Source organism: Zoogloea sp. LCSB751 (assembly GCF_002028455.1).
Lineage (GTDB): Bacteria > Pseudomonadota > Gammaproteobacteria > Burkholderiales > Rhodocyclaceae > Zoogloea.
This window is the reverse complement of the sequence record NZ_MWUM01000406.1, coordinates 1-253: the sequence shown is the minus strand read 5'-3', so window position 1 is coordinate 253 and position 253 is coordinate 1. Positions and strand designations below refer to the sequence as shown.

The following is a 253-nucleotide window of genomic DNA, read 5'->3' as shown; positions in this document are numbered from 1 at the left end:
GAACTTGCAACTGCCGAGGTAGTCGCGAAACTCCACGAAACACCAGGTGATGCGATCGGCTTCCAGATGCCAGAGGGCGAACTCGCGGATCCCGGGGGAGTCGATGAGATCGCCGCCGCTCGGGAAGTGATAGATCCGCGCCGTGGTGGTGGTGTGGGTGCCCAGCCACGAGTTTTCGGAGATCTCGCCGGTGAGCACGCCGAGCCCCGGCATCAGGGCGTTGGTGAGTGACGACTTGCCTACCCAGGACTGG

The 253-nt window shown here is 63.6% G+C and carries 1 protein-coding gene; it reads right to left on the bottom strand.

The window, feature by feature from the left end:
- Nucleotides 1-253, bottom strand: a 253-nt coding sequence (gene rsgA / locus B4920_RS27135) for a GTPase RsgA (RefSeq protein WP_139379733.1), incomplete at both ends; no start/stop codon positions are given.